This is a genomic window from Phormidium tenue FACHB-1050 (assembly GCF_014696925.1).
Lineage (GTDB): Bacteria > Cyanobacteriota > Cyanobacteriia > Pseudanabaenales > Pseudanabaenaceae > Pseudanabaena.
In genome coordinates this window covers 32938-57613 of sequence record NZ_JACJQY010000012.1, presented here as the reverse complement: position 1 = coordinate 57613, position 24676 = coordinate 32938, and the positions used below count along the sequence as shown (strand labels likewise).

Genomic DNA, 24676 nt, shown 5'->3' with positions numbered 1-24676 from the left:
CTAAATTTAGAGAAATTTAGAATTATGACTGTGGCTACAGCATCGAAACCTTTGAAAGTCCTGATTGTTGAAGATGATCCACTGATCCAACTTGGATTAGAGCAATCACTTTCTCAACAGCCAAATATTACTGTAATTGGCATTGCAGAAGATGGTTATATCGGTGTAAAAATGGCGCAGGAATTACAGCCTGACATCATTGTGATGGATATTGGAATGCCTAGACTAGATGGAATTTCAGCAACTCAGAAAATCAAGGCTGCTTCACCTAATGTTCATATTGTGATGCTTAGCTCCCATACCGATGACACCGAAATTATTGCGGCACTGTCGAGTGGAGCCGATGCCTATTGTGTCAAAGGCACATCTACTGAAAGTCTTTTGGCAGCCTTTGCCGCCGCTAAAGATGGGGCAACCTATCTCGATCCTCAAGTTGCTCGCAAAGTGATGGATCATCTCAAGCCACCGACTCAACCAGAAAATACTTCGCACCTATCGCAACGGGAATTAGAAGTGCTGAAATTAATTGTTGAAGGCAAGAGTAACCCTGAAATCGCGAAAACTCTCTACCTTAGCCCCAACACGATTAAAACTCATGTGCGCGGGATTATGAATAAGTTATCTGTTGACGATCGCGTCCAAGCCGCAGTTGTCGCTCTAAGATCAGGATTGGTAAATTAAGGTAAAAACGCTGCTATGTGCCGTCTTTACTTTGTAGATCCTATAGCGATTGGTAATAACGCTATATAATTAAGGCTGATCTACAGAGCAACAAAACAGAGTAAAACCGTGGCGCATACCTTTTTAGTGCAACCTGGGAAATGGACTCTCGAAGGTAATTGGGTTGAGCGAGACTCCATGCCAATTCAAGTCAAGGGTAGAACTTTAGTAGGTTGGTCAAGAGATAATTTTTGGTTCACTATGGTCACTAAGTTGACTTTTCCCGATAGCGATCGCGATGAATTAACTATGGCTTATAAAGGAAGAATTGACTCAGATGAGCGTCGGTTTACCTTTGTTGTTGATGATAGCTCTCTGGGCAAGGTTGAAGGAGAGGGGATAATTGGACCAGAATCGATTATTCAACGTTATTGGGTAATGGGTGACAAAAAAATGCGAACGGGTTTTCAGACTCTTTACCGTCGAGATAATAATATTTATTCTTTAGCTAGTGGGATTATTGCGGGTCAAAATCTCGAAAGCACAATGGAAGCAATATTGACACGTCACATGGATTCATAAAAAAAGCGGACAAAGTAATGTCCGCTTTTTTTATATTTATAGCTATAGCAACGTAAGAGATATCTAGGAAAAATCAAAACCCAAAAGATGAGTGGCGGCGCTTCGCGCCGCCACTCATCTTTTGGGTTTAAAGTGTAGCAACACTTTTGGGAATTAAAAAAACAAAACAAGTAAGGGTTTTAAAAACACAAAATGGCATATTTTGTGTTTTAGCAAAAAGATAGAGACGCTTTGCGTCTCTATCTTTTTTTTAGCGAGAGCTTACACTTTTTAGCTCAGTCGATAAGATATCGATCGCCTTGGCAAACTGTGGATCAGAGCTTGTCCCTACTAGCTCACGATTTTTATTGAGCTTTTCCAAATCTTCTTTGGTTAGCTCAACTACGCGATCAGGCACAATCCCCATGTGATTGATATCGCGTCCGTTGGGTGTGTAGTACTTAGCGATCGTTACCGCCATACCTGAACCATCACTCAAGGAATGTACTGACTGTACTAGTCCCTTACCAAAAGTTTTAGTGCCGACAATCACCGCTCGTTTGTTGTCTTGCAAAGCCCCCGAAAGGATCTCACTAGCACTTGCTGAGCCACCATCAACTAACACCACAAGGGGTTTATTAGTGAGAGCTTGACGGTTAGCGGTCAGCCTCTCACTTTCACCCTTGCGATCAATTGTGGAAACAATGGTGGCATTGTCGAGCCACATCCGCGCAATTTCAGCACTGGAATAGAGTAGTCCACCGGGGTTAGAGCGCAAATCTAAGATAAATCCAACCGCGCCTTTACTGACGTGATCTTGGATCGCTTTACGCATATCACTGGCGGCATTAGCATTAAACTGACGCAGGCTGATGTAGCCCACCTTGCCAGCATTGGTATCACGAAGCTCGGCTTTGACTGGATGAATCTCAATCTTGGCGCGTTCTAGCTCAATATCAAATTGCTTGTCGCCCCGCTTGATCCCCAATTTAACTTTTGTGCCAGCAGGACCACGAATTAGGGCTACTGCTTGGTTAATATCCATCCCTTCCGTAGACTTATTCGCGATCGAAGTAATAATGTCTTTAGTCAAAATGCCAGCTCGAGATGCTGGTGAATCTTCAATTGGGGCAACAACTGTCAACTGTTTGGTCGCGTCATCCATCCCCAACTGAATACCAACGCCTGTGAGTTCCCCCGAAGTATCAATTTGCATACTCTTAAACTGCTCAGGGTCCATAAAGCGAGTATATGGATCATCGAGAAGTTTGAGCATTTCCCGAACTGAGCGATATGCCTCAGCTTTGGAAGAGTAATCGCGATTTTCGACATATTGTCGTCTGACTTGCCGCCAGTCAACTTTGTTGAAAGCACCATCGACATATTCGCGATTGATCAGCTGCCAAGCTTCATCAACGATTTCTTTGGGGCTATCCCGAAATGCGGCGATGCTAGGGTTTGCTAGCTGAAAACCAACAACTGCCACAGCCGCAGCCAATGCTGCTGTTGTACCAAGTACAAGTCCGCCTTTTGCCATGTCAACTTCCTGAAAAGTGATGTGTGTGAGGAATACGTGAATGCGAGATATAAAATCACTCCAACTCTAGCACAGGAGTTTTTAAGCGTGTGATTAAATTAGCAAAATCATGGAGTGAACTAGCCCTTTCGGGTTCAGCATTAATGCTTAAAATTACTGAATATTCTAGCTGCCGCTAAATTTTAGGTTTGCTTTGTATTTATGAGTTTATTAGTAGTGTTCATAAATCTTGTTGTACCCATAATCGGAAATGTGATTTCTAATACAGATTGATGGCTTATAAATTGATGAAATCATTATTGGATAATTTGTCTATGGTAATCATAGAAATCTGTCTATACGCTTCGTGAATTCTTCGCTTTTCAGCCTTAGGATGCTTCTGAAGCAGCGCTTATTTAAACTCGTTCTACCTTAATATGAAAACTTTGTGAAAGGTATGGAGTCTGTAATCAAAAAATTTCTATTGAGTACGTTGCTAGTTTTGTGGTTAGTGAGTTTTCCTTTTACAGGTCAGACTTGGGCGCAATCACCTACTCCCACCGCTAGCCCTACAGAAACTGCTTCTCCTGCGGCTACCGTAAGTCCTTCGCCTAGCGTTTCGCCAACCACTACCTCAGCTCCCACAAGTAGCGATGTTGTAACTCTAACTAAAGAGCAAAAGGAAGCCCTCGACAAACTTCTTGCACCTGCACCTGCTGCTTCTCCCATCAATTCTGGTGATACGGCATTTGTGTTGGTAGCGGCGGCTCTTGTATTGCTGATGACTCCAGGGTTAGCATTTTTCTATGGCGGATTAGTCCGCACCCGCAACGTATTAAACACGATGATGATGAGCTTACTGCTCATGGCTGTAGTCGGTGTTACTTGGGTACTTTGGGGATATAGCCTAGCCTTTGATGTATCCGTCAAAGTTCCAGAATTTGGTCAAGGGATCGAAAAGTTTATTGGTGGGCTTGATTGGGCTTTTCTCAATGGAGTTAAGTTTACTGAGCCTGACCCTGTTGGCTATGCAGGTACGATTCCCCATGCTGTGTTCATGGTCTATCAAATGATGTTTGCAATCATTACCCCTGCGCTGATTTCTGGGGCGATCGTTGAACGGATGAGTTTTAAGGCTTACTTCTGGTTTATTTTGCTTTGGTCTACCTTGGTTTATTCTCCTCTTGCCCACATGGTATGGGGGCGTGGATTGTTGCAAGAACTTGGATCATTAGACTTTGCTGGCGGTACGGTTGTGCATATCAGTTCTGGGGTTGCCGCAGTAGTTGCGGTTTTGATGATCGGATCCCGTAAAGACTTCGCAACTAGACCACATACGCCTCACAACGTTCCTTATGTCCTATTGGGAATTGGAATACTATGGTTTGGTTGGTTTGGATTCAACGGAGGTAGCGCTCTTGCAGCTGGTCCTCTCGCGGCAGTTGCAATTGTTGCCACGACAGTTTCAACTTCGGCAGGTGGCTTGACATGGCTATTGGTTGAGTGGGTACTGCGTGGTAAGCCAACAGCCGTTGGAATTGCCAGTGGATTTCTGGCTGGACTAGTGGGCATTACACCTGCGGCTGGCTTTGTCATGCCAATTGGCGCGATTTTGATTGGTTCGATTACAGCAGTATGCTGTTTCATTGCTGTAAGTTTGCGTGCTAAGTTCAAGTTTGACGATTCGCTTGACACTTTCTCTGTCCATGGTGTAGGCGGCACTGTCGGCGCAATGTTGACGGGCGTATTTGCTACTAAAATTGCCTTTGGAGGAGATGCTCCACTCGGGCTTTTGGATGGTAATCCTATCCTAATCTGGAAGCAGTTTGAGGGTGTTGCGATTACCTACGTGTTTGCAGGCATAGCCACTTTTATTATTCTGCAAGTCTTGAAACTATTTATGGACTTGAGAGTTGCTCCTTCCATCGAAGAGCAAGGTATTGACTTGCCAGTACATGGAGAAGAAGGCTATGGCAGTGAGTTTGGTTCTGGTGTATTTATCAGTCAAAGTCCAACTGAAAGTTAAAATTTCAAAACAATCTCAGACTCAATCCTAAAATACTTTCAATAACTATAGACACTATAGACGGCGCAATGCGTCGTCTATTTTTATATATCAATGCTCGAAACTGTATAAGTTTACACAAAACCTAGGTGCTTGAATCTGTTGTTATGAACGTAATTGATCTTTGCATTCTTTGTATTTGCATGGGTATCTTAATTAGCTGAGGAGAATCTTAAGGTGTTGGTCTATAAATCAAATCAAAAGAGGAGACTCAAGAGTTCAGTAAATTGGACTGCTTGTATTCCCCTTGCGGCAATTATCGGTGTTTTTTGGGTGTACGCAGCCACTGCTCAAACTCCTGCTCCCACCCCTGAACCCTTAACTCCAGATAAAGTTCAGGAAAACGTTGCGGCTCTCAAAGTTGGTTTAGATACTATTTGGGTAGTTATTGCTTCGTTTCTAGTGTTTTTCATGAATGCTGGCTTTGCTTTGGTTGAGTCTGGCTTTTGCCGCCGTAAAAATGCGGTTAATATTCTTACCAAAAACTTAATCGTATTTGCGATCGCTACGATCGCTTACTGGGCGATTGGCTTTGGGTTCATGTATGGCGATAGTGGCGGCAATACTTTTATTGGCTTGAAAGGATTTTTCTTGAGTGGTGCAGACAATAGCCCTGCAACCCTTGATGCTTATAAGGGTGACTTCCCTGGACTAAGCTGGACAGGTGTGCCTCTAGAAGCTAAGTTCTTGTTCCAGTTAGTATTTGCAGGAACAGCAGCAACGATCGTTTCAGGTGCAGTAGCTGAAAGGATTAAGTTTGTTTCCTTCTTGATCTTCAGCTTTTTGCTAGTTGGCATTTCCTACTCGATTACCGGGCATTGGATCTGGGGCGGTGGCTGGTTATCAAAAGTTGGCTTCTTTGACTTTGCTGGTTCTACAGTAGTTCATTCAGCTGGCGGCTGGGCAGCACTTATTGGCGCGGCAATTCTTGGCGCACGTCATGGCAGATACGGCGAAGATGGCAAGAATCGTGCTATTCCTGGTCATAGTATGAGTCTGGCAACTCTAGGATGCTTGATCCTGTGGTTGGGTTGGTTTGGTTTTAACCCTGGTTCGACCATGGCGGCTGACGGTCGTTTGATCTCCCATATTGCCTTGACTACAAACATGGGTGCTTCCGCAGGTGGTATTGCTGCAACTATCGTTGCTTGGTTTTATCTTGGTAAGCCAGACTTATCAATGATCGTTAACGGTATTTTGGCTGGATTGGTATCTGTTACAGCTTCTTGTGCTTGGATTACCTTACCTAGCTCCATTATCATTGGTGCGATTGGCGGCATAATTGTTGTGTTTGCAGTTGGCTTCTTCGACAGTCTTAAGATTGATGACCCTGTTGGTGCTACTTCAGTTCACCTTGTTTGTGGTATTTGGGGTACTCTAGCTGTTGGTTTATTTGCTGTTGGACAGACAGCGGATATCGGCGGTGGTTACATTTTGCAAGCTGGTGCTGGTCCTAAGGCTGGTTTATTCTTCGGCGGTGGCTTTGATCAAGTTGTAGCTCAATTGATCGGTATTGCTTCCGTTGGTGGTTTTACCGTTGCCTTTAGCTTTATTGCTTGGTACGTTATTTCCCTAATTACAGGTGGTATTCGTGTTGAGCCAGAAGAAGAGTTCAAGGGTCTTGATATCTCTGAACATGGCATGGAAGCTTATTCTGGCTTTAGTAAAGAAAGCGAATAGTTTTTCCAAACCCCAAAAATAGCAATGGCGGCACGAAGTGCCGCCATTGCTATTTTTGGGGTTATCTCCTAAGTAGGACTCACATTGCAATAGACGAGTGGCGGCGCAAAGCGCCGCCACTCGTCTATTGCAAAACAAAAAGCAAAGGCAGCCCATGGGGCTGCCTTTGCTTTTTGTAAAGTTCATCCTAATTCCGATGGGGTTATCGGGGTATAATGGTGGGGCAAAGAAGTTAAAAATATACGAAATCTCATTTGAACCATGACAAACACTTTGGCAAATCCTGTAAAAGTATCAAAGGTTGAAGTCCTTAAGCAAAAAAGCAACTTTTTGCGGGGACCTATCAACACTGAACTAACTGATGGCAATCCTTTTTTCAGTCAGGATGGTATACAGATCCTGAAGTTTCATGGTTCTTATCAACAAAAAGAGCGAGATTTTGAAAAAAACAAGGCTAAAGGGGAAGAAGCTCAGTACAGCATGATGCTGCGTACCCGTAGCCCTGGGGGAGTGATTCCTTGGCAGTTGTATGTGGCGCTGGATAAACTTTGTGATAAATATGGCAATCACACTTTACGAGCCACAACGAGACAAGGTTTTCAGATCCATGGCATTCTCAAAGAAAATCTGAAAACGGTGATTGCTGACATCACCAGAAACATGGGATCAACGGTGGGTGCTTGTGGCGACATCAATCGTAATGTAATGGCTCCATCGGCTCCTTTTAAAAATAAGCCTGAATATATCTATGCCCGTGACTATGCTTTTAAAATTGCGGATTTACTAGCACCACAAGCTGGCGCTTATTACGATATTTGGCTTGACGGTGAAGTAGCCGTGACTTCTTCCGAAGCACCAGAAGTGACTGAGGCGCGAAATCGTCAGGGAACAGGGACGGCTAAAACAAATATCAGTGATACTGAGCCGATCTATGGTGTGCAGTATCTGCCACGCAAATTTAAAATTGCGATCGCGGTTGCTGGTGATAACTCAGTCGATCTCTATACCAATGACTTGGCATTGGTGGTGATTACCAATGCTCAAAACGAGCTAGAAGGCTTTAATGTTTACGTTGGTGGTGGTTTGGGACGCGCCCACAATAATGATGCAACCATTGTCAGAATGGCTGACAGCATTGGCTTTGTGCCTGTGGCTCAAATTTATGATGTGATTAAGGCGATCGTTTCATTGCAACGGGACTATGGCGATCGCCACAATCGTCGTCATTCTCGCTTTAAGCATATTTTGCATGAGTGGGGTGTAGAGAAATTTAAGCAAGTTTTATTGGAATACTATCCAACCAAGCTTGATGCGGCGCGTGAATTGCCTGATTTCAAATATCAGGATTATTTGGGCTGGCATGAGCAGGGTGATGGCAAATACTTTGTCGGTGTCTCGATTGAAAATGGTCGGGTTAGCGATCGCGAAGATCTAAAACTTAAAACTGCTTTGCGGGAAATCAGCGAAAAATTCCATCATGATTTTGTCCTTACTCCTAATCACAACTTGTTGATTACAGAAGTTGCCGCCGATGAGAAAGAAGAGATTCAAAAGATTCTCGATCGCTGTGGTGTTCTTGCTACAGATAAAATTGATTCCCTCGTTCGCTATTCGATGGCTTGTCCCGCATTTCCAACTTGTGGATTAGCGATCGCCGAGTCAGAACGTGCATTACCCAGCGTATTAGCCAGAATCCGCCAACTATTAGTACGTTTGGGCTTAGAGAACGAAACCTTTGTCACCCGCATGACAGGCTGCCCCAATGGTTGCGCTCGTCCCTACATGGCTGAACTTGCTTTTGTCGGTAGCGCTGCTGATGAATACCAAATTTGGCTAGGTGGTAGCTTTAACTCGACCCGTTTAGCTCAACCCTATGTACAACGTTTGCATATTCAAAATCTTGAACAAGGTTTAGAGCCTCTATTTGTTTATTTCAAAAATGAACGAGTCGCTAGTGAAACCTTTGGTGATTTTTGCGATCGCAAGGGGATCGAAGACTTACGCAAGTTTGCGGAAACCTATGTTCCCGAAGTAGATGAAACTGACTCTAAGGGCAAACGTAAAGATGTCCGTCATCGTGTTACTCTTTCAGCAAAGTCCTATGAACTGCTCAAAAAAGCCGTTGAGGAAAAGGGTGCTTCGATGAAGGATCTTGTAGAAACAGCTTTGGAGAAATATTTGGGTTAGTGAATTTAGGATGGGAGGAGCTTTGCGCCTCCCATCCTAAATTTTGCCATATATAAAAAAAAACCTTGAATCAAGATTCAGTTCCATTATTAGAAGCGGCGCGGCGATATCTAGATATCAATCACGCGCCGTTTTATATGCCCGCGCATAAACGGGGGCAGGGAACTGATCGCGAGTTGACGGCAATCATGGGTGAAAATATGTTTCGCCTAGATTTGCCAGAATTACCTGATCTTGAAGACTGCATCACTGAAGCTGAAACTCTTGCTGCTGATGCTTATGGTAGCGATCGCGCATGGTTTCTAACCAATGGCTCTACTTGTGGCGTGCAAGCGATGCTTTTGGCAACCTGTGGCGCAGGTGACAAGATTCTCATTGGGCGCAATTGTCATAAGGCGGCGATCGCAGGATTAGTTCTCAATGGTGCTACGCCGATTTATTTACCTACTGACTATCTAGCAGAATATGATTTAGATTTGGGTGTAAGCCCTAAAACTCTAGAATTATTTCTAAATCTGCATCCTGAAGCAAAAGCAGTGATGCTGGTAAGTCCTAATTATTTTGGAGTCTGTGGCGAACTTGAGAAAATGGTAGCGATCGCCCATTCTTTTGATGTTCCGCTATTTGTCGATGCTGCTCACGGAGCGCATTTAGGGTTTCATCCTGAACTACCAAAATCGGCATTACAAGCGGGAGCCGATCTCGTAGTTCAATCTACGCACAAAGTGGCAGGTAGTCTCACGCAGTCTTCAATGTTGCATCTCCAAGGCGATCGCGTTGCCACTGAACAGGTTGATCGAGCGTTACAAATATTGCGATCGAGCAGTCCCAATCTCTTGCTCATGATTTCTCTGGATGTGGCAAGGCGACAAATGGCTGTGCATGGCAAAGAACTCTTAACTGAGACGTTGAAGCTAGCAAAAACTGCGCGATCGCAATTAGACCAAATTCCAAATTTGCGAACCTTTAGTCAAATAGAAGTTGCTACTCTTGATAATACTCGACTTACGGTGATGACTGATTGCCTAGAGATTACAGGGTTTGAAGCCGATGAATATCTGCATTCCCAAAGGGATGTGATGGCGGAAATGCCTACACTTACGCAATTAGTATTTAGTCTTAGCTTTGGTAATACTAAAACTGATATTGAGCGGCTAGTGAATGGATTGCAACAACTCAGCAAGGAACAAGGAAAAAGGAAAAAGGAAAAACCAATCACCAATTACCAATCACCAATCACCAATTACCAATCTAAACTTACTCCCCGTGAAGTCTATTTTGCTAAAAGCGATCGCATTCCTCTCGAACAAGCGATCGGGCGAATTAGTGCGGAATCTCTTTGTCCCTATCCTCCAGGGATTCCTTTAGTGTGTATTGGTGAAGAAATTACCTTTGAAGTATTAGAAATGTTGCAAGCTATTGTGCGATCGGGAGGCATCATTAATGGAGCTAGTGATACCACTCTGCAAACGGTTCTAGTCGTATCATAACTCTGTAGCAAATATTGAATCTACATTACAATAAGTGACATCTGGCTATACGACAGGGTGTCTTTTGACTTGAAAGAAGGAATAGCGCAATGTTGTAGAAAAAAACCGTGTGGGCTTTCAAGTTAAGAAATGGCTTAGCCATTTCTTAACTTGGTATTAAATCTAGATAAGCATTTGGTAAAGACTTGTGATCTTGGCTTAACCTAAGAGTGCGATCAGGAAATCAATTATCTTGTTGAGTATGCACAATAATTATGCTGGAATCCTTACCACCGTTAAATGACCATAACTTACCTTATCCCGATACGATTCATCCAATTGTGGTGCATTTTGTAATTGCGATGGTGTTGTTTGCCGTAGTATGTGATGCGATCGCCTATTTCACGCGCAATCCGCGCCTATACGAAGTTAGTTGGTGGAATCTGTTTTTTGCCACTATTTCTATCTTTATTGCCATTGTGTTTGGACAAATTGAAGCTGGACTTGCAGAACCTTATAGTTCAGTAGAACCTACTTTAAACTTACATACAATCATCGGCTGGTCATTATCGGGGATTATTGCAGCCATGACAGGATGGCGGTATGTCTTGCGTATCCGCGATCCCAAGACTTTACCTATTTCATTTCTCTTTGCAGGTGTACTATTAACAGGAATAGTTCTGTTTCAAGTTTATTTAGGTGATTTATTGGTTTGGGTTTATGGGCTGCACACAGTTCCAGTAGTCGAAGCTTTAAGGGAGGCTAATCTGAAATGATCGCAACTTTAATCGATCAATTACATGATCAATTGGGAGTGAATGGTTTACCCTACAGCATTCCCATCCATCCAAATCTCGTTCACCTGACCCTTGGCTTATTCATTGTAGCGATCGGGTTCGATCTAGTGGGCGTATTTTTTGTTTTGGAAAAGCCGCTATTCAAATTTATGGCGATCCCTGCGGCGCGATCGAATTTTTTTGATGTCGGTTGGTACAACATGGTCGCCGCCGCGATCGTTACTTTCTTTACGGTCGGCGCAGGTTTTTATGAAATCCTTCTAGCTACACCCGATGAGAATGTCAAAAGTGCTTGGGGTTTTCAAGCAATGGAGACAATGATTTGGCATGGTGTGGGCGGTGTGCTGTTATTAGCTCTAATTGTGGGCATGACGGTCTGGCGTGGGTTTCAGCGCTTCCTATGGCGCAAGGATATGGGACAACAGGTGCAGTGGAGCTATTTGTTAGCAGGACTCGTAATCTTCGCGATCATGTTTGTGCATGGGACTTTGGGCGCACAGCTTGCCTCAGAGTTTGGGGTGCATATTACCGCCGATCGCCTGTTACGCATGGGGCAAGATCTTAATTCGCTATAGGAATAACCATGAAACTTCGCACGATTTTAATTTTAGCGGTTGCAGCGATCGTGATCGCTTTCGTCAGTCTCTGGATGGGACAAGCCGCCTATACTTGGTTCCCGCCCCAAGCTTCGGCAGAATCAATATTAGTTGATAACCTGTTTAGCTTTTTAGTGACCTTAGGAACCTTTATTTTTCTCGGTGTGTTCAGCACGTTGACCTATTCGATCTTGTTTCAACGCGCCGAAAAATATGACTATAGCGATGGTCCCCACATTGAGGGAAATGTCAAATTAGAAATCATCTGGACAGCGATTCCCTCTGCCTTGGTAATTTGGATTGCCGCCTATAGCTATCAAATCTATGACCAGATGTCAATTTTAGGACCAATGGAACATGTGCATATGGCGGCGGCGGCTGATGCAGCACCAATGGAGCAAGATAAAACTGCATTTAGGGAAAACGCGGTACATATTGATGTATTTGCGCGGCAATGGTCATGGGAATTTGTTTATGGCAAAGGCACTAATATTGATGTTAGTAGTACAGAATTACATTTACCGAATAATCGCAGGATCGAATTAACACTGCATTCCGAAGATGTTCTACATGGCTTTTACGTTCCTGCCTTTCGCGTGAAGCAAGATGTGATTCCTGGACGTGATATTAATTTTGAATTTACACCGATTCGTGAAGGCAAATATCGCTTGCGGGATTCTGAATATAGCGGCACTTACTTTGCAGCTATGCAAGCCGATGTGGTTGTGGAATCGCCTGAAGCCTTTCACCAATGGCTAACTGATGCTGCAAAACAACCTGCGATCGCTGCTTTCAATCCTGCATCTGATGAATACAACAAACGTAGCCCTAACCAATGGCAAACCGTTGTCCCTGCGGCTCCGCCTGTGGTGAATTATTCCAATTAAATATTCCAATTAGTTATGGAGGTCAACTTATGTCTGATCCATTGGAAAATAATGTTGAAGAAGTTTCTCGCAAAAGAAATCCTAAACGAATTATTGCATTGACCGCGATTGGTGCAATTCCTCTGGGGATTGGAATTTGTTTTATTCAAGTTCCGATCAGTTGTGCTTGCGGTAATCCTGCATTAGATATAACTGGTAGTTATCTGAGAACTCAACAAGCCTATCACTTAGAAAAGCAGAGTTTTAGCAAATCTGTTGAGTCCCTGAATATTCCACCGATTCCTGAAAAAACGAATCGTTATCTTTTCTCTACAGAAGTAACTAGCGATCGCGTTTATATCTATGCAACCCCAAGGGAAGTACCAACTGACCTATTTGGGCTAGGACTCACTAAAGCCAAGATATATGCTCTTGTCGGTGCTGTTGCCTATGACGAGAAACGGAAAGCTACTGATTCAGTTCTATGTATAGCTGAAGGAAGTACTTTCGATAAGCCATCTAAGCCTCTATTCAATGGTGGAAAATTTACTTGTCCAAGTGGATTTTATGCCAGATAGTGATCGGGCTTAAATTGATTCAACATCTCATCCGTTTCCCAATTCTTAGTTAATCTTATTCGTTATGGCAAACATTTCTATTGATGCGATCGCCGATCTTCCACCTCAGTCTGAGCAACCCGAAGACTGGCGGCGATTTTTTGGATTTAGTACCGATCATAAAGTGATTGGGATTCAGTATATCGTTACTTCTTTTTTCTTCTTTCTCATTGGTGGCGTGTTGGCGATGGTGATCAGGGGTGAACTAATTACCCCTGAATCGGATTTAGTCGATCGCGCTGTGTATAACTCCATGTTCACGATGCATGGCACGATCATGCTGTTTCTCTGGACATTTCCCGTACTTTTAGGAATATCCAATTACCTAGTGCCATTGATGATCGGCGCTCGTGATATGGCTTTCCCTAAGTTAAATGCGATCGCCTTTTGGATGGTTCCTGTATTTGGAGTAATCCTGATGGCAAGCTTCTTTGTGCCTGGGGGATCTTCGCAATCGGGCTGGTGGGCTTATCCGCCAGTGAGTTTGCAGAATCCTACGGGTAATATTGTTAATGGTCAGTTCCTTTGGTTAGTTGCAGTCGCCATTTCGGGCATTTCTTCGATTATGGGCGCGATTAACTTTGTGACTACGATTTTCCGAATGCGAACTACGGGCATGACTTGGTTCAAAATGCCTGTGTTTGTGTGGACTGTCCTTGCCGCGCAGATTATTCAGTTATTTGGTTTGCCAGCGTTGACCGCAGGAGCAGTAATGCTCTTGTCTGACTTAACCTTCGGCACGAGTTTCTTCGATCCAGCTAAGGGCGGCGATCCTGTTCTCTTTCAACATTTTTTCTGGTTCTATTCCCATCCTGCCGTCTATGTGATTGCTTTGCCAGTGTTTGGGATTTTTTCCGAGATTTTCCCTGTCTATGCGCGTAAGCCTCTCTTTGGTTACAAAGTTGTCGCAGTATCTTCCTTAATCATTACAGCATTGAGTGCAGTGGTTTGGGTACATCATATGTTTGCTAGTGGCACGCCTAGCTGGATGCGGATGCTCTTTATGGCGACGACGATGTTGATTTCTGTACCAACGGGGATCAAGGTTTTCGCATGGGTGGCGACGATCTGGGGTGGCAAAATCAAGCTAAATACAGCGATGCTATTTGGATTAGGAGCGATGGTGATGTTCGTATTCGCAGGAATCACAGGCATCATGCTGGCTTCTGTTCCCGTTGATATTCATGTGAACAATACTTACTTCGTCGTTGGACATTTCCATTATGTGATTTATGGCGCAGTGGTAATGGGAATCTATGCCGCCCTGTATCACTGGTTCCCCAAAATGACAGGCAGAATGTATTCCGAAGGTTTAGGGAAACTGCATTTTATCCTCACCTTTATCGGTACAAATGCTTGTTTCTTTCCGATGCATCCCCTCGGTTTGCAGGGAATGCCTCGCCGCGTTGCCTCCTACGATCCAGAGTTTGCTTTCTGGAATGTGATCGCCAGTTTAGGCGGATTTCTCTTAGGAGTATCAACATTGCCCTTCTTGCTCAATATGATTGGCTCTTGGGTACAGGGCGAAAAAGCTCCCAAAAATCCTTGGCGGGCGATAGGTTTGGAATGGCTAATTTCTTCGCCTCCTTCCCATGAGAATTTTGAGGAGTTACCGATTGTAATTTCGGAACCTTACGGCTATGGCAAAGATGAACCCTTAGTTTCTAATCCTGATAAATTGGAGAGAGTCCATGCAACCAACTGATACTTCTATAGATAGTTCTAATCCGATTTTAGAAGTTGCTCAAGCAGCCACACTTCACGATCATCCTGACAATCGAATGTTTGGCTTTGTAGTCTTTCTACTTTCGGAAAGCGTCATCTTCCTTAGCTTTTTCGTTGCTTATATTGTCTATAAAACTACCGCCCTCAATTGGCTACCAGTGGGAGTTACAGGCTTAGAAATTCGAGAACCTGCCATTAATACCGTAGTTCTAGTTTCCAGTAGTTTCACCATCTATCTCGCCGAAAAGTTTCTCCATAAAAATAATCTTTGGGGATTCCGCGCCTTCTGGTTACTAACGATCGCAATGGGTAGCTACTTCCTTTACGGTCAAGCCGTGGAATGGAGTGGTTTAACCTTTGGCTTCGGTGATGGTGTGTTTGGTGGTAGTTTCTATTTGCTGACGGGCTTTCATGGCTTACATGTTTTCACTGGTGTGCTGTTGCAGCTAATCATGTTAGTGCGATCGTTCTTTCCTGATAATTACGCAAAAGGAGAATTCGGAGTCGAATCCACTTCACTATTTTGGCACTTTGTCGATGTGATTTGGATTGCGTTGTTTATTCTGATTTACGTCTGGCAATAAAAGAATCATAAAAATGTAGGGGCAAAGCATTCCCACCCCAATCTATAAATTCTTAGATCCCCTTTATTTGGGAATGCTTTGCCCAAAACCTCGCAACGTAGGGACAATCCCAAAAATCTCTAACCCAGAGACAATTTTCAAAACATCAGACGCAGTGAAAATTTAACAGTGAAAGCGGAGAGGGCAGAGCATTTGCGGATCGAGATTTTTGTGGAGAGTTTGGAAATTGTGGCGCAAATGCTCTGCCCCTACGGTTCTTTTACGATTGTTTTTCTATTTTAAAATTATTTATTCAAAGGAGAACCCAATGATTATTGACGACCATTATTACGATGTGATTATTGTGGGAACTGGTGCGGGGGGTGGAACCCTTGCCTATAAACTGGCTTCCACAGGTAAGAAAATCCTGATTCTGGAACGCGGTGACTTTATGCCCCTCGAAGAACAGAATCGCAGCAATATTGATATCTTTCAGCGCGATCGCTATCATGCTCCCGAACAATGGTATGACCACACAGGTGAGCCATTTTCGCCACAGACTAACTATGCGATCGGTGGTAATACCAAAATCTATGGTGCGGCTCTATTGCGGCGGCGCGAGAAGGACTTTGAATCCGTTACCCATCAAGCGGGAATTTCGCCAGAATGGTGTGTGAAGTATGACGAGTTTGAGCCTTATTACACCGAAGCCGAAAATCTCTATAAGGTGCATGGTGAGTCACAAACTGATAGCACCGAACCAAATCACAGCGGTAATTATCCCTATCCTGCGGTGAGTCATGAGCCAGAGATGCAGAAGATCTATGAGGCGATCGCTAATCAAGGTTTGCATCCATCCACAATTCCCCTCGGCTTGACCCGTAAAGAGGATGACCCCACTAGCGACTCTGAAGAAAGTTGCCTCATCCCCGCCCTGAAATCTGCCAATGTCACCTTGAAAACCCAAGCAAAGGTGATTAGTCTCCATACCAATCCATCGGGGCGATCGGTGAAGGGAGTAGAAGCGGAAGTGGGCGGACAGTCCTATCTCTTTTTAGGCGATATCGTTGTGCTTGCCTGTGGTGCGATTAATTCGGCGGCGTTGCTATTGCGATCGGCTAATGATTCCCATCCCAAAGGACTTGCCAATAGCTCCGATCAAGTGGGACGGAATTTGATGAAAAGTCTGTTGTCATCGGTAGTCCAACTCAGCACGAAGCCCAATAATGGCTCCTTCCAAAAGTCGATTTATGTGAATGATTTCTATTGGGGTGATGCGGATTTCCCCTATCCGATGGGACATATTCAGAACTCTGGCGGACTACTCACCGACATCATTTTTGCAGAATCTCCTCCCGTATTCTCTATTGTTGCCAAGCTCATGCCCAACTTCGGATTGAAGCAGTTGGCAACCCATTCGATCGGTTGGTGGGCGCAAACGGAGGATTTACCAGACTCGAATAATCGGGTGCGTTGGGAAAACAATAAAATCCATATCGATTACAATCCCAACAATACGGAAGCCCACGATCGCCTAATTTATCGCTGGACTGATGTTTTAAAAAATATCGAAAAGTCCCTAGATGGCTTCCGTACTGGTTTCCTGCATCCCCGCTCTGAGTCGCCCTTGCAAGTGGTCACCAATCAATGCGGAACCTGTCGCTTTGGTGTCGATCCCTTAACTTCCGTTTTAGATCGCGATTGCCGCGCCCACGATCTCGATAATCTCTATGTTGTCGATGGCAGTTTCTTCCCGTCTAATGCGGCGGTGAGTCCTGCTTTGACGATTATTGCTAATGCTCTAAGAGTAGGCGATCGGTTAATCGAGAGGTTAAAATAGAATCTCAGATTGAAAAACATATCAATACTTTGGGAAATAGCAATTTGTATTTTTTATCAACTAAAGTCTATAGTAAATTAAAATAAAGATCTAATTGATAATTTAGTTGGCAAGCAAAGTCTATCCCAAGTATTGATTTCAATTAATTTATAGGTTACACAAATTGACAATATGAATATTATGTTAATACCTTTTCGGATAGATGAACTCTGGGGATACCAAGACGTAGAAGACAATGTAATAATTGTTCCTCAGTTTAATTATGCTCACAATTTTTCTGAAAACCTAGCATCAGTGAAAATAGGTGAGAAATGGGGATATATCAATAGTCTTGGGAATGTGGAAATACAGCCGAGATATGATAGCGCTGGTAAATTTTCTAATGGAGTTGCAAGAGTCAAAGTAGGGAATAAATATGGATATATTAACAGTACAGGAAGAATGTTAATCCAACCTAAATTTGAATGGTCTGGATATTTTTCAGATGGATTAATTCCAGTTTTAATTAGCAAAAAAATTGGTTATATAGATATCGAAGGAAACATAGTTATAAATCCTCAATTTGACGAGGTACTTAGTTTCTCAGAAGGGATTGCGCCAGTTAAAACAAACAATAAATGGGGATACATTGATAAAACTGGTCGTCTACTTGGCAAGATAGAATTTGATGAAGCCCAAAAAAGCTCTGATGGATTAGCAAGAGTTAAAATCAATAGCAAATGGGGGTATATTGATAAAAAAGGGCAAATAGTAATCCAATGTCAGTTTGATCAAGCTTCAGACTTCTCAGATGGAATTGCAGAAGTAATATCTTCCGATCAAATTATTCATATTGATAAGACGGGTGATGTTATATGGTAAGTCCTTAGTTTTGATCACGTTTTGTGTAGGGAGATGATTGGGCGATCATGTTTTTGGTCAATGAGTGGGCGATCTCGTTTTTTGTGGGTAAGTGGGCGATCGTGTTTTTGAGGTGAGTGGTTGGGCGATCGCGTTTTTTGTTGATGATTGGGCGATCGTGTTTTTTGTGAGTGGTTGGGCGATCGTGTTTTGTGGGTGAATGGGCGATCGCCTTGATACAAATTTATGGCAGAGTTGTATGTACACTTGTACACACTATAATTAGATGAAGTATCAATGGGACAAAAACAAAGCCGCAGCCAACCTTCAAAAGCATGGCATTGAATTCGCCGATGCAGTATCCGTATTTTCAGACGATCTCGCCATCACAATTCCAGACAACAGATTTGACGAAGATCGATTTGTCACTATTGGCATGGATGCCTTTGGCAGAATCTTAGTCGTTGTTTTCACATGGCGAGGTGAAGACATTCGCTTAATTTCAGCACGATTAGCAGAGCGCCGCGAACGTAAACAATATGAAGAGGATTAAAAACATGGAACCAGAATATGACTTCAGCAAAGGCAAACGTGGAGCGATCGAGCCAGTCGCTAAAGGTAAAACTCGTATTACAATTCGGCTAGACGATGACATTTTAGAATGGTTTCGCTCAGAAGCTAACAACAAAGGCGGCGATAATTATCAGACATCCATCAACGAAGCCTTACGTCAACATATCCATCAACAATCACAAGAACCGCTAGAGAGTATATTGCGTAGAGTATTACGGGAGGAACTTACTCAAAGTCAATCCACTTAAAACCTTTCTCATCTGGGCTTGTGGGTAATTGGGAGATCGCGTTTTTGAGGGGATTAGTTGGGTGATCGTGTTGATGATTAATGATTATTGCCAAAAAAGATTAAAAAAATTGAATGTTGCAACATTTGTAGTAACATTCAAAAAAGACGCTTAAACATAATCTACTGGAGAAAATAGCCATGCTTCTAAATATCAAAAAAAGAGGAAACTCCCTAAGCATTATCATTCCAAAAGAAATGGCAGTCAGCATGAATGTTGATGATGGCGACAAACTTTTTGCTACGAAAACTGCCTCTGGATATGAGATATCTGCATATGATCCTGATTTCGCAAAAAAGATGGAAGTAGCCCGACGTGGTATGAAGAAATATCGCAACGCACTAATTGAGTTGGCTAAATGATCGAACCTTATTGGCTTGAGACTCATGACGTTTGCGCTATACACAATGAAATCATTGCCGATTCAGGTGGCGCGGCGGGAATTTTGAATGAAGGCGCTCTAGAGTCAACTTTATTCAAGCCCAGAAATCTGTATCATTACGAAGAAGATGTAACCTTATACAAATTAGCTGCATCTTACGGCTATGGGCTAGTAAAAAATCATTGTTTTATTGATGGCAATAAGAGAATAGCCCTAATTGCTGTTTATACATTTTTAGCGATTAATGGAATTGAACTTATAGCATCAGAGACTGATGCAGCAAACTTTTTCCTAGAATTAGCCGCAAGTTTTGGAAAACAAGAAGAAGATATGAATAGACTAGCCAACTGGCTGCAAATTAATAGCGAACCTATTAACGATTAGTAGATTAGGCGATCCCGTTTTTGAGGTGATTTGGCGATCACTTTTTTGGTGAGTGGTTAGGAGATCGCATCTTGTGAGGAGGAAGATTGGGTGATCGTGTTTTTTGTGAGGGATGGGGTGATCGCTTTTTTGATGGGATGATTGGGCGATCGTGTTTTGGGTAGGGGGATGATTGGGCGATCGCCTTACATTAGTTCTGTTTAAATACTTGCTCAATATCTCTTGAACCATGAAGCAACCTAATCACATCAATACCATCCTCAATCTGTTGATAAAACACAACATAATTACCAATAGGAAAACTCCGTATATCTGGCAATAACTCTGGTCTTTTCCGCCCCAAACCCGAATTCTGAGCCAAAGTCAATAGCTTACTTTCTATTCGGTCTAAAAAATCATCCGCTCTATCTGGACTATCATCCGCAATATAATCCCAAATATCCAGTAAATCTAACTCAGCAAGCGGACGCTTCACAATGATTGCCATTATTACACCTGTTTCTGTTGCTTGCGCTGCCGTGCTTTCGCTTTCACTGCCTGCATATCAAGGGGCGTAGCATCACCACTATCTAAACCCGCCTGAATATCTTGACGCAACTCCTGCAAACGAAACTGCTGAAGTTGATCTCGTTCCTGTAACAATCTCAACCCCTCACGTACAACCTCACTAGCAGAATAGTACAAGCCAGTATTAACCTTTCCCTGTATAAAGCTCTCTAGCTCTGGTGTTAGAGATACATTCATAAATTTAGTCCTCTAATAATCTTGATGTAAATATTCTCGCTGCAATAACAGTAAATAGCAATAACTGTTATCAAATTTTATTGGTATTATTTGTTTCTGGTTGATGATTGGGCGATCGCGTTGGTGATTTTGTTTTTGCACTAATATTAAGATTATTACTTCTACCTACAATTCATCATGGCTCAAGCGATCGCAGCGAAAGATGTAATGCTAAGGGAATTAAAGCAAAACTTTGGGATTCAAATATCTCAAGATGCTGCTTTTTTTAATGAATGGTTGGATGGGTTTACACCATTAAGTGAAGAAGATCACCATTTATTAGATCGGGTGAAAGCAAATTTTCTAGAATTGATGGAAGATCCACCAATGTTAGAAAATACAGTAAAAATGGTAGTGCTTGCACCATTGTTAGATCTCGCTGGCTTTTATCACAAGCCATTTCGGATCGAGACAGAAACAGCTATAGCATTGGAAATGAAAGACGAAGGAACCATAATTCGAGGACGGATCGATGTATTGGTAATAAAGAATCAGCTTTGGTTATTAGTCATTGAATCAAAACGAAGTGATTTTGCTGTAACAAGAGCGATTCCACAAGCTTTAGCTTATATGTTGAGTAATTCGGAACCCGTGCAATCAACTTTTGGCATGATTACCAATGGGAATGATTTTTTATTTTTGAAGACTTCACAAAATGAGTATACTAATTCACGGTTATTTTCTTTGGTAAACCCTAATAATGAGCTTTATGAAGTATTACAAATACTAAAACATCTAGGCTCGAAAATATGTATGTAAGCTTTGTGATCTCGTTTTTGGTGGTGATTGGGCGATTGAGTTTTCGGGGCACTGGTCAGTTAAGGCGTGAGATGTAAAATATAGAGTCAGAAACAAGTAGAAAGCTAAGGAATGTCCCCCATTGCCAAAGCGAAAAGCAGGGTGGTTTTATTTTTTCCGAAAATGAAACCACCCTGCTCTCCCATCAAGGGAGAGCAGGATGGGGGGTGAGGGCAATCTTCATAAGTTATAGGTTGGTATTGATATGCTTGACCATTAAGTGACGCTGCTCTCGGCGAAATCCTAGTTTGGTATAGAGCGCTTCGGCTGGCTCATTCCAGTGATCGACAACTAGAGACAGTGATCGCATCCTTTGGCTTCTTAAATAGTCTTCAATCACGACAAAAGCTTGCTTACCAAGCCCCTTGCCACGATAGTCTTCACGGATATATAGCTCATCGACTAGCCCACAACGACCATGATATTCCATACTAAAAAAGAAAGTTAGGGCAACATAGCCAATTGTGCGATCGCGATCGCACATCAACCAAATCACGCCAAATTGTTCATCACTAAGCAGCGCAATAAATGCTTTGATAACACCATCATCAAACGTTATCTTCTCAAATTGATAGAACTCTTGCACAAGTTCCATTAATGGATCAATATCAATAAATTGTGCTAAGCGAAAATTGAGGTCAAGATCACTCATATTCTATACATTCACCTTGTAGTTTAAATTCAATTCATCACCTGCAACCCCACGGATTCCCCAATTATGGCTTGGAGTCTCGATCAAAATAATTTCAATATCTAAAGAAGAAATATCTAATTTTTCCTTTAGACGTTCAAATAATAACCGATAGAGATTTTTCTTTGCTTCCACAGTACGTCCTGCAAACATCAGGATCTCGATGATAATATATTTGTTTGAGCGATCGCTTGGATATTCAAAGTCTTCAGCTTGCAATGGAAAGAATCGCTGAAACTTCTTTTCAGGAGGATAGTTGAGAGCCTCGACAACGCAAGCATGAATAGTAGTCGATAGAACTTCGCGATTTTGCTGGATGAAATCAGCATTTCCATAGATTTTAGTTTGCGGCATGTTATGCGGTTTAACTTGGGTACATCAACATACAGCGCTTTGCGTTCAAATCCAAACTAAGAAATTTTTTGAAAGTGTTGCTTCGCAACACTTTCAAAAAATTTCTTGTGGTTCGTTTGATTAGTAATTGCTGTATATGCTATTGTTCCATAAAAAGCTGAGGTTAGGCGATCGCACTACGAGGTTAAAAGCTTAACCTTAATCACAAAATAGAATGTTGCACCTTGCGTGACTAGATCGGAATGCCATTTTAATGGAGGATTACCGCCAACCTTTCCCAAACTTTCAACCCAGATTGTTCCTCCCATTAGCTCAGCTAAGCGCTTACTAATCGCTAAACCTAAACCAGTACCACCATATTTTCGACTAATCGAATTATCAGCTTGCATAAAAGCTTGAAATAAATTGGCAATGCGATCGCCTGTAATGCCAATCCCTGTATCCGTAACTGCAACTTGAAGCTCATATTGATATTCCTTATCTTCTTCCGATAAGTGATTACCACTAACGACAACTGACACAGAGCCTTCGGGGGTAAATTTAATCGCATTCCCAATAATATTGATAAGAATCTGACGCAGACGAGTGATATCCCCAATAACATTTGTAGGAACATCAGGATGAATCTGATATTGCAAACTAATCCCTTTATCCTTAGCTTGACCATTTAATAAATTACAAGCTGATTGAAATACATCGGCTAAGGCATATTCTCTCTGCTCTATTTTCAACATACCTGACTCAATTTTAGAGAAATCCAGAATATCGTTGATAATCGTTAACAGAACATCGCCACTTTCGAGAATTGTCTGTACAAAATCCTGCTGATCTTCTGTGAGTTCAGTCGTCGAGAGTAACTGCGCCATCACCAACACTCCATTCATCGGCGTACGGATTTCATGACTCATGTTGGCTAGAAAATCACTCTTAGCCTTAGTTGCAGCTTCGGCGGCTTCCTTTGCTTGGGCTAGGGCTAGTTCGGAGAGTTTGCGCTCTGTGATATTCCGAGAGATTTGAATAACTGTATCTTCCGATAAAGGAGAAATATTTGAAGCAAACCATACCTCATTACCATCAATTTCTAGTCTGTAGTCACAACTAACAACTTGTTTAGCGATCAATGCTTTTTGAATGGTTTGTAAAATAATATTTGCCGCCTCTTCTGGAAGTTCTTCATGAATAGGTTTACTGAGAACCTCCTCACGGGTTCCTTTTAAGTTTATATTTTGGGTTTTGACTATTTTGAGGCAACGCCCTTCTCGATTGCGAACTAATACCACATCAGTCATCGCGCCAAGGAGGATACTCTGTTCGATATATGCAGCTTTGAGTTGAGATTGACTATCTTTTAACTCCATCTCAACTTGTTGCTGTTCGCTAGCCTCTTCAGTACTAGAAGTGTTTTGCAAAGAATCTTTATTAGCTTCAGATACACCTAAATGTGATGATCGCTTAATCCATCGGAGCATTAAAGCTCCTAGTCCCATTGCTAAAATCAAGGGAAATCCAAACAGCAGAATTATTGAACGAGGATTAAATAGAATCTCTGATATAGCTTTTCCGAAATGAGAAGTTAAGTAATAGATAGCTGTCCATGTGATGATAAGCTGCAATACACAAGGTATCAGCAACAGCCAATAAATGGATATTCTGCCTTTTAGAAAAGATTTACGTAAACTGTGAGAAGACATTTAGATTTGTGTTAGGGGTTTCCCTTGACTTTTATTATGACAGGGGCTTGTATTTTTATCAAAATAGGGAATTAGGCGGGACGAACGAACCATAAACTGCGTTTGCCATCATGGGAAATACAATCTAGAATTAAGTCTTTGACCCTGAGCGGCAAGCGCCCACTCCTACGCGATCGCCTTAAACTACTGGGAGAACATTCCAAAATTTTGGCAATCTCTGTAGTTGTCCAGAGTCTAGTAAACAAGTCATCAGGGAAAGAAGACATACTCTGGGCTAGTTCTTTCCAAGCCTGAACGTATACTTCAGTTGCATCAGTATGCTGAATCATCGTTTCATTGTCATTGCCATGATCTATCTCCACTAAAGCTGGCGGTCTGGGATCTAATTCACCAAAAATATCAGTGTCAATATAAACTTGAACATTAAAGATATCGTCCCAACTTTTGAGAAAATCTTCCTCATTTTCTACTGTAAAATCATTTGAAGTACTTGACAAAGAATGCTCTTTTAAGAATGTTTGATCACTACCTCTTTTTACTGTATCGATCAAATTTTCTAGAGAAGCGATAATATTTTTTTGGTTATGATTTTTATAGAGATTAATTATCTCTTGCAGCGAGAGGGCAAGCTCTTTCGGTACGGCTAGCATCTCTACGTTTGATTGCTGTGTTGGCTGTAAGGGATCGACCACAGGAAAGACCCAACTAAAATTGTTGTGGAACTGTAAAAGATTTCAAACAAATCCACGAT

At 42.4% G+C, this 24676-nt stretch carries 26 protein-coding genes; 19 read left to right on the top strand and 7 right to left on the bottom strand.

Annotation, left to right across the window (positions count from 1 at the left end; genetic code table 11):
* Positions 1-51: 51 nt before the first annotated feature.
* Positions 52-681 (top strand): response regulator transcription factor, encoded by a 630-nt coding sequence (locus H6G05_RS09860; RefSeq protein ID WP_322096347.1) that lies wholly within the window; start codon positions 52-54, stop codon positions 679-681.
* A 108-nt stretch (positions 682-789) separates the two neighbouring features.
* On the top strand, positions 790-1242 hold the full coding sequence (locus tag H6G05_RS09855) for a hypothetical protein (RefSeq protein ID WP_190578012.1): 453 nt from the start codon (positions 790-792) through the stop codon (positions 1240-1242).
* A gap of 250 nt (positions 1243-1492) precedes the next feature.
* Here H6G05_RS09855 and ctpC read toward each other — a convergent pair whose 3' ends face one another.
* Complete coding sequence (ctpC, locus tag H6G05_RS09850) at positions 1493-2758, bottom strand: carboxyl-terminal processing protease CtpC (RefSeq protein WP_190578011.1); 1266 nt, start codon at positions 2756-2758, stop codon at positions 1493-1495.
* Positions 2759-3194: 436 nt separating this feature from the next.
* Between ctpC and amt the strand changes: the two genes are divergently transcribed.
* The 16 genes from amt to H6G05_RS09770 all read left to right on the top strand — a co-directional run bounded on the left by amt (position 3195) and on the right by H6G05_RS09770 (position 19608).
* Positions 3195-4763 carry an ammonium transporter gene (gene amt, locus H6G05_RS09845; RefSeq protein ID WP_190578010.1) on the top strand — a complete coding sequence of 523 codons (1569 nt, stop codon included), beginning with the start codon at positions 3195-3197 and terminating at the stop codon, positions 4761-4763.
* Between the two features lie 216 nt (positions 4764-4979).
* The gene (locus H6G05_RS09840; protein WP_190578009.1) at positions 4980-6482 is read left to right on the top strand and encodes an ammonium transporter; all 1503 of its coding nucleotides are present in this window, start codon (positions 4980-4982) and stop codon (positions 6480-6482) included.
* A gap of 261 nt (positions 6483-6743) precedes the next feature.
* Positions 6744-8669, top strand: a complete 1926-nt coding sequence (gene sir / locus H6G05_RS09835; protein WP_190578008.1) for a sulfite reductase, ferredoxin dependent — start codon at positions 6744-6746, stop codon at positions 8667-8669.
* Positions 8670-8734: 65 nt separating this feature from the next.
* Positions 8735-10159 (top strand): aminotransferase class I/II-fold pyridoxal phosphate-dependent enzyme, encoded by a 1425-nt coding sequence (locus H6G05_RS09830; RefSeq protein ID WP_190578007.1) that lies wholly within the window; start codon positions 8735-8737, stop codon positions 10157-10159.
* A gap of 254 nt (positions 10160-10413) precedes the next feature.
* Positions 10414-10914 (top strand): DUF2231 domain-containing protein, encoded by a 501-nt coding sequence (locus tag H6G05_RS09825; protein ID WP_190578006.1) that lies wholly within the window; start codon positions 10414-10416, stop codon positions 10912-10914.
* Entirely contained in the window at positions 10911-11510 is a 600-nt protein-coding gene (locus H6G05_RS09820; protein WP_190578005.1) for a DUF2231 domain-containing protein, read from the top strand. Before H6G05_RS09825 ends, H6G05_RS09820 begins: the two co-directional genes overlap by 4 nt.
* A gap of 8 nt (positions 11511-11518) precedes the next feature.
* Positions 11519-12418 (top strand): cytochrome c oxidase subunit II, encoded by a 900-nt coding sequence (locus H6G05_RS09815; RefSeq protein ID WP_190578004.1) that lies wholly within the window; start codon positions 11519-11521, stop codon positions 12416-12418.
* Between the two features lie 29 nt (positions 12419-12447).
* On the top strand, positions 12448-12975 hold the full coding sequence (locus H6G05_RS09810) for a type IV pilin-like G/H family protein (protein WP_190578003.1): 528 nt from the start codon (positions 12448-12450) through the stop codon (positions 12973-12975).
* 64 nt (positions 12976-13039) lie between these two features.
* Positions 13040-14719, top strand: coding sequence for a cytochrome c oxidase subunit I (ctaD, locus tag H6G05_RS09805; protein WP_190578002.1), 1680 nt, complete (start codon positions 13040-13042; stop codon positions 14717-14719).
* Positions 14706-15323: a cytochrome c oxidase subunit 3 gene (locus tag H6G05_RS09800; RefSeq protein ID WP_190578001.1), complete on the top strand. Its 618-nt coding sequence runs from the start codon at positions 14706-14708 to the stop codon at positions 15321-15323. Before ctaD ends, H6G05_RS09800 begins: the two co-directional genes overlap by 14 nt.
* Positions 15324-15630: 307 nt before the next feature.
* Positions 15631-17142 (top strand): GMC oxidoreductase, encoded by a 1512-nt coding sequence (locus tag H6G05_RS09795; protein ID WP_190578000.1) that lies wholly within the window; start codon positions 15631-15633, stop codon positions 17140-17142.
* A gap of 171 nt (positions 17143-17313) precedes the next feature.
* The gene (locus H6G05_RS09790; protein WP_190577999.1) at positions 17314-18003 is read left to right on the top strand and encodes a WG repeat-containing protein; all 690 of its coding nucleotides are present in this window, start codon (positions 17314-17316) and stop codon (positions 18001-18003) included.
* A 265-nt stretch (positions 18004-18268) separates the two neighbouring features.
* Positions 18269-18535 (top strand): BrnT family toxin, encoded by a 267-nt coding sequence (locus H6G05_RS09785; protein ID WP_190577998.1) that lies wholly within the window; start codon positions 18269-18271, stop codon positions 18533-18535.
* Positions 18536-18539: 4 nt separating this feature from the next.
* Complete coding sequence (locus H6G05_RS09780) at positions 18540-18803, top strand: BrnA antitoxin family protein (protein ID WP_242025378.1); 264 nt, start codon at positions 18540-18542, stop codon at positions 18801-18803.
* Positions 18804-18982: 179 nt separating this feature from the next.
* The gene (locus tag H6G05_RS09775) at positions 18983-19204 is read left to right on the top strand and encodes an AbrB/MazE/SpoVT family DNA-binding domain-containing protein (RefSeq protein ID WP_190577996.1); all 222 of its coding nucleotides are present in this window, start codon (positions 18983-18985) and stop codon (positions 19202-19204) included.
* On the top strand, positions 19201-19608 hold the full coding sequence (locus tag H6G05_RS09770) for a type II toxin-antitoxin system death-on-curing family toxin (protein WP_190577995.1): 408 nt from the start codon (positions 19201-19203) through the stop codon (positions 19606-19608). Before H6G05_RS09775 ends, H6G05_RS09770 begins: the two co-directional genes overlap by 4 nt.
* Positions 19609-19798: 190 nt before the next feature.
* On the opposite strand, the gene H6G05_RS09765 is transcribed toward H6G05_RS09770, so the two are convergent.
* Positions 19799-20095, bottom strand: a complete 297-nt coding sequence (locus H6G05_RS09765; protein WP_190577994.1) for a type II toxin-antitoxin system RelE/ParE family toxin — start codon at positions 20093-20095, stop codon at positions 19799-19801.
* Positions 20096-20097: 2 nt separating this feature from the next.
* Positions 20098-20352: a type II toxin-antitoxin system ParD family antitoxin gene (locus tag H6G05_RS09760; protein ID WP_190577993.1), complete on the bottom strand. Its 255-nt coding sequence runs from the start codon at positions 20350-20352 to the stop codon at positions 20098-20100.
* A 177-nt stretch (positions 20353-20529) separates the two neighbouring features.
* Here H6G05_RS09760 and H6G05_RS09755 point away from each other — a divergent pair, with 177 nt between their 5' ends.
* A complete protein-coding gene (locus H6G05_RS09755; RefSeq protein ID WP_190577992.1) occupies positions 20530-21150 on the top strand; it encodes a type I restriction endonuclease in 621 nt (206 codons plus the stop codon).
* A gap of 226 nt (positions 21151-21376) precedes the next feature.
* On the opposite strand, the gene H6G05_RS09750 is transcribed toward H6G05_RS09755, so the two are convergent.
* The 4 genes from H6G05_RS09750 to H6G05_RS09735 all read right to left on the bottom strand — a co-directional run bounded on the left by H6G05_RS09750 (position 21377) and on the right by H6G05_RS09735 (position 24617).
* Positions 21377-21841, bottom strand: coding sequence for a GNAT family N-acetyltransferase (locus H6G05_RS09750; protein ID WP_190577991.1), 465 nt, complete (start codon positions 21839-21841; stop codon positions 21377-21379).
* Between the two features lie 3 nt (positions 21842-21844).
* Positions 21845-22234 (bottom strand): tautomerase family protein, encoded by a 390-nt coding sequence (locus H6G05_RS09745; RefSeq protein ID WP_190577990.1) that lies wholly within the window; start codon positions 22232-22234, stop codon positions 21845-21847.
* Positions 22235-22410: 176 nt separating this feature from the next.
* Complete coding sequence (locus tag H6G05_RS09740; RefSeq protein ID WP_190577989.1) at positions 22411-23925, bottom strand: ATP-binding protein; 1515 nt, start codon at positions 23923-23925, stop codon at positions 22411-22413.
* A gap of 71 nt (positions 23926-23996) precedes the next feature.
* Positions 23997-24617 carry a hypothetical protein gene (locus H6G05_RS09735; protein ID WP_190577988.1) on the bottom strand — a complete coding sequence of 207 codons (621 nt, stop codon included), beginning with the start codon at positions 24615-24617 and terminating at the stop codon, positions 23997-23999.
* Positions 24618-24676: the final 59 nt, after the last annotated feature.